At 65.7% G+C, this 3,727-nt stretch carries 4 protein-coding genes and 1 pseudogene; all 5 read left to right on the plus strand.

Annotated features, from left to right (window positions below):
- Positions 1 to 1,428: bifunctional (p)ppGpp synthetase/guanosine-3',5'-bis(diphosphate) 3'-pyrophosphohydrolase (locus ACESL8_RS05860; protein WP_372916785.1), on the plus strand; the 1,428-nt coding region annotated here is incomplete at its 5' end.
- 82 nt (positions 1,429 to 1,510) lie between these two features.
- Positions 1,511 to 1,684 (plus strand): hypothetical protein, encoded by a 174-nt coding sequence (locus ACESL8_RS05865; protein ID WP_372916787.1) that lies wholly within the window; start codon positions 1,511 to 1,513, stop codon positions 1,682 to 1,684.
- Between the two features lie 116 nt (positions 1,685 to 1,800).
- Positions 1,801 to 1,995 carry a serine hydrolase gene (locus ACESL8_RS05870; RefSeq protein ID WP_372916789.1) on the plus strand — a complete coding sequence of 65 codons (195 nt, stop codon included), beginning with the start codon at positions 1,801 to 1,803 and terminating at the stop codon, positions 1,993 to 1,995.
- A 13-nt stretch (positions 1,996 to 2,008) separates the two neighbouring features.
- Positions 2,009 to 3,007 (plus strand): annotated as a pseudogene (locus ACESL8_RS05875) (serine hydrolase domain-containing protein); the annotation flags it as partial.
- A 26-nt stretch (positions 3,008 to 3,033) separates the two neighbouring features.
- Entirely contained in the window at positions 3,034 to 3,615 is a 582-nt protein-coding gene (gene pyrE / locus ACESL8_RS05880) for an orotate phosphoribosyltransferase (protein WP_372916791.1), read from the plus strand.
- Positions 3,616 to 3,727: the final 112 nt, after the last annotated feature.

Below are 3,727 nucleotides of genomic sequence, written 5' to 3' on the forward strand. Positions count from 1 at the left end.
AAGGGTATTCAAGCACGGGTGACCGGCCGCGAAAAGCGCCCCTATTCGATCTGGCGCAAGATGGCGGCGCGCCAGATGAGCTTTGAACAATTATCGGACGTGATGGCCTTTCGGGTGATCATCGATGATGAAAGCGATTGTTACCGCGCGCTGGGCATCGTGCATGGCCGCTGGCCGATGGTGCCGGGGCGCTTCAAGGATTTCATCTCCACGCCCAAGTCCAACGGCTACCGGTCGCTGCACACATCGGTGCTGGTGGGCGGTGAGGCAGCGCGCATCGAGGTGCAGATCCGCACCAAGCTGATGCACGAGGAAGCCGAATATGGCGTCGCCGCACACTGGGCCTACAAGCAGGGCAGCGACGGTGCCCCGGCGCGTGAGGCCTATCCGTGGATCGAGGATTTGCTCGACGTGCTGCAGGACGCGGCATCCCCTGAAGAACTGCTGGAAAACGCCCGGCTGGCGATGTTCCAGGATCAGGTGTTCGTGTTCACGCCCAAAGGCGAGCTGTACCAGTTGCCCGGCGATTCAACGCCGGTGGATTTCGCCTATGCCGTGCACAGCGATCTGGGCGACAGCTGCGTGGGCGCCAAGGTGAACGGCCGCGCCGTGCCGCTGCGCACGCGGCTGGTGAACGGTGACCAGGTCGAGATATTGAAGGGCAAGGTGAAATCGCCCGATCCGGCGTGGGAAGCCTTTGTTGCCAGCGCCAAGGCCCGCGCCGCCATCCGCCGCCATGTTCGCCACAAACGCCGCGAGGAACTGCTGGCAATGGGGACCAAGCTGCTCGACGCCGTGGCCGGGCGGCTGAAGCTGACGCTGAACGACGAGATCATGGGCCCGGCGCTGGGCCGGCTCAAGCTGCACGACCGGCCTGCGCTGATGCTGGCGATGGCGGAAAATCGCCTGTCAGACGATCAGGTGGCCGAAGCGCTGGCGCCCGGCGCATCGACCCGCCCCAGTCGGCCACGCGGCGCCAGGGCCAAGGCCGCGGCAACCCTCTCCATCGAAGGGCTGACCCCGGGGGTCGGATTCCTGCTTTGCGATTATTGCCGGCCAGTGCCGGGCGACCGCATCGTGAGCGTGCGCGCGCCAGACGGGCCGATTTCGGTGCACGTGACCGACTGCGGTCATCTCGGCGATGAAGGCGGCGAGTGGCTGGACGTGAAATGGGGTGCCGAAACCGCCGGCGCCGCCGCACGCATCGCCGTGGTGGTGCACAACCAGCCGGGCGCGCTCGCCAGCCTCGCCGCCAGCAACGCTGCGCACAACGCCAATATCGTCGGCCTCGCGCTCAAACACCGCGACCGCGAATTCCACACGGACATCGTCGATATCGAGGTTGAAAGCGTTGCTCACCTTGCCACTATCCTGGATGCATTGCGTCAGGTGAAGGCAGTTGTCTCGGCCGCAAGGGTGCGATTATAGATTGCGCTGTGCATGGTCTGGGGCAGGCTTTGGTTCTTGACGACCCGGGGAACTGCCATGCGCCGCGCCATCACCGCGATTGTTGCAACCATGCTGGCGGGCAGCGCCCGCGCCGCGCCGCGCTGCCTTCGGCGTTTCGAACAGCGGCAGCCTGACCGAACTGATCGCGCCCGAATCCGACGCCCGCGCGGCGGTGGTGGAAATTGGCGGCGCTGCCGATGCCGCTGCTGCCGCCGCAAAGGCGTGGAGCCTCTGAGCCGACCATACTGTGTCGCCACTGCGACTTGCCACCCCGCCCCCCCCCCCGCCGGCTACACCCCGGAAAGCTTTGCGGGCCGCACGCCGCACAAGCTGACGCCGGAGCGCGCGGCCGTGCTCCGCCAGTTCATCACCGATGCGATGAAGGCACTTGATGTGCCGGGCGTTGGCCTTGTCTTCATTCAGGATGGCCAGGTGGTGTGGGAAGGCGGGCTGGGCGTGCCCCGGCTGAGCTATCCGGCCCCGGTTGATGCCCACACCCGCTTCATGATCGCGTCCAACACCAAATTGATGGCGACGATGCTGTGAAACCTTTCAATACAGCACCCTGATGGCATCGGCCGCGGGCTATGTTGCCGGGCACGTGTACAATCCCGGCATGGAATTGGGCGCCGCGTTCGACAAGGCGGTGGCCGATCATATCTGGGCACCGCTGAGCATGACCGATTCCACCTTCAGCTTTGCCGTTGCCGAGGGCGGCAACCACGCATCGCCGCACAGCACCGCACTCGATGGCGTCACGGTGGTCAGCGCCGCGGGCGACGCCATCAGCCGCACCATCGTCCCGTTCCGCCCGGCCGGCGGCGCATGGTCGTCGGCGCACGACATGATCCTTTATGTCGGGCTCGAACTGGCTGACAGGAAACTGCCGGGCGGCAAGCAACTGGTGTCGAAAGACAGCCTGTTCGCCAGCCGGGCGCGCGGCGTGCCCACTGGCGAGAACCAGTGGTATGGCATGGGGCTGGAGGAAAAATCGCGTTACGGCGTGCCGGTGATCCACCACGGCGGCGATCTGTTGGGATTCCACAGCGACATGATATGGGTGCCATCAGCCGAAGCCGGCGCAGTCATCATGGCCAACAGCGATGACGGCGTCGCGCTGCGCGGCCCGCTGCTGCGGCGGATGCTCGAAGTGCTGTACGACGGCCGCCCCGAAGCCGAAGCCGAAATCAAGGTTGCCGTGGCCCGCAGCAAAGGCAAAATGGCCAGCATGCGCGGACGGATCACCCTTCTGGCCGATGCCGCGGCGGCGGTGCTGGCCAGCCGTTACCGCAACAAGGATCTCGGCACGCTTGATGTCGATCGCAGCGGCGGCATGACGCGTTTCCGCTTTGCCGCCTGGGGGCACCGACATGGGCAGCCGCCGCAACGCCGTTGGCACCGCCAGCTTCATCAGCAGCACGCCGGGCATGATCGGCCTGGAAACAGTCGCGGGCAGCAAAGACAGCAGACGTGCCTTGGTCGTGCGCGATTCCCAGCACGAATATGTGTTCAGCGAAGTGACACCATGACACTTGCCGGCACCGATTGGCCCCTTTAGGCGATGACGCTATCAAGGAGCCGACGATGACCGACGACGACGTGCTGGCCGAATTCCGCACTGCGCAAGCCCTGCTGGAAGGGCATTTCATCCTGTCGTCGGGCCTGCGTTCACCGCGCTATCTGCAATGCGCCCGCGTGTTGATGAACCCGGCGCGCGCCGAGCGGTTGGCGCAAGCGCTGACTGCAAAAATCCCCGCCGAAGTGAAAGCCCGCATCACCGCCGTGATCGCGCCGGCGATGGGCGGCCTGATTTGCGGCTATGAACTGGCACGCGCGCTGGGTGTCGATTCGATGTTCGTGGAGCGGCCCACCGGCACGTTCGAACTGCGCCGCGGCTTCCGGCTGGAGGCGGGGCAGCAGGTGCTGCTGATGGAAGATGTCGTCACCACCGGGCTTTCGAGCCGCGAAGCAATCGCCGCCATCACTTCGGCCGGCGGCACCGTGATCCACGCCGCAGCGCTGGTTGATCGTTCGGCCGGCAAGGCCGATCTGGGCGTGCCGTTCACCCCGCTGATCCGGCTGGACGTGCCCAGCTACCAGCCCGATGAACTCCCGCCCGAGCTTGAGGCGATCCCGGCCATCAAGCCAGGCAGCCGGGCGGCATGATCGCGCTGATCGTTATAACGAGCCGTCGCCACACTGAATTTGGCGAAGTGTGGGAGGGCGTGGGCGTGGGCATGGGCATGGTCCATGAGCTGCTCAGCACAGCCGCGTACAA

The organism is Sandarakinorhabdus sp. (assembly GCF_041689835.1).
In the GTDB taxonomy this organism is placed as follows: domain Bacteria; phylum Pseudomonadota; class Alphaproteobacteria; order Sphingomonadales; family Sphingomonadaceae; genus Sandarakinorhabdus.

Coding starts and splice junctions, on each gene's coding strand:
- pyrE (WP_372916791.1), top strand. CDS start 3,034: ATGACCGACGACGACGTGCTGGCCGAATTCCGCACTGCGCAAGCCCTG.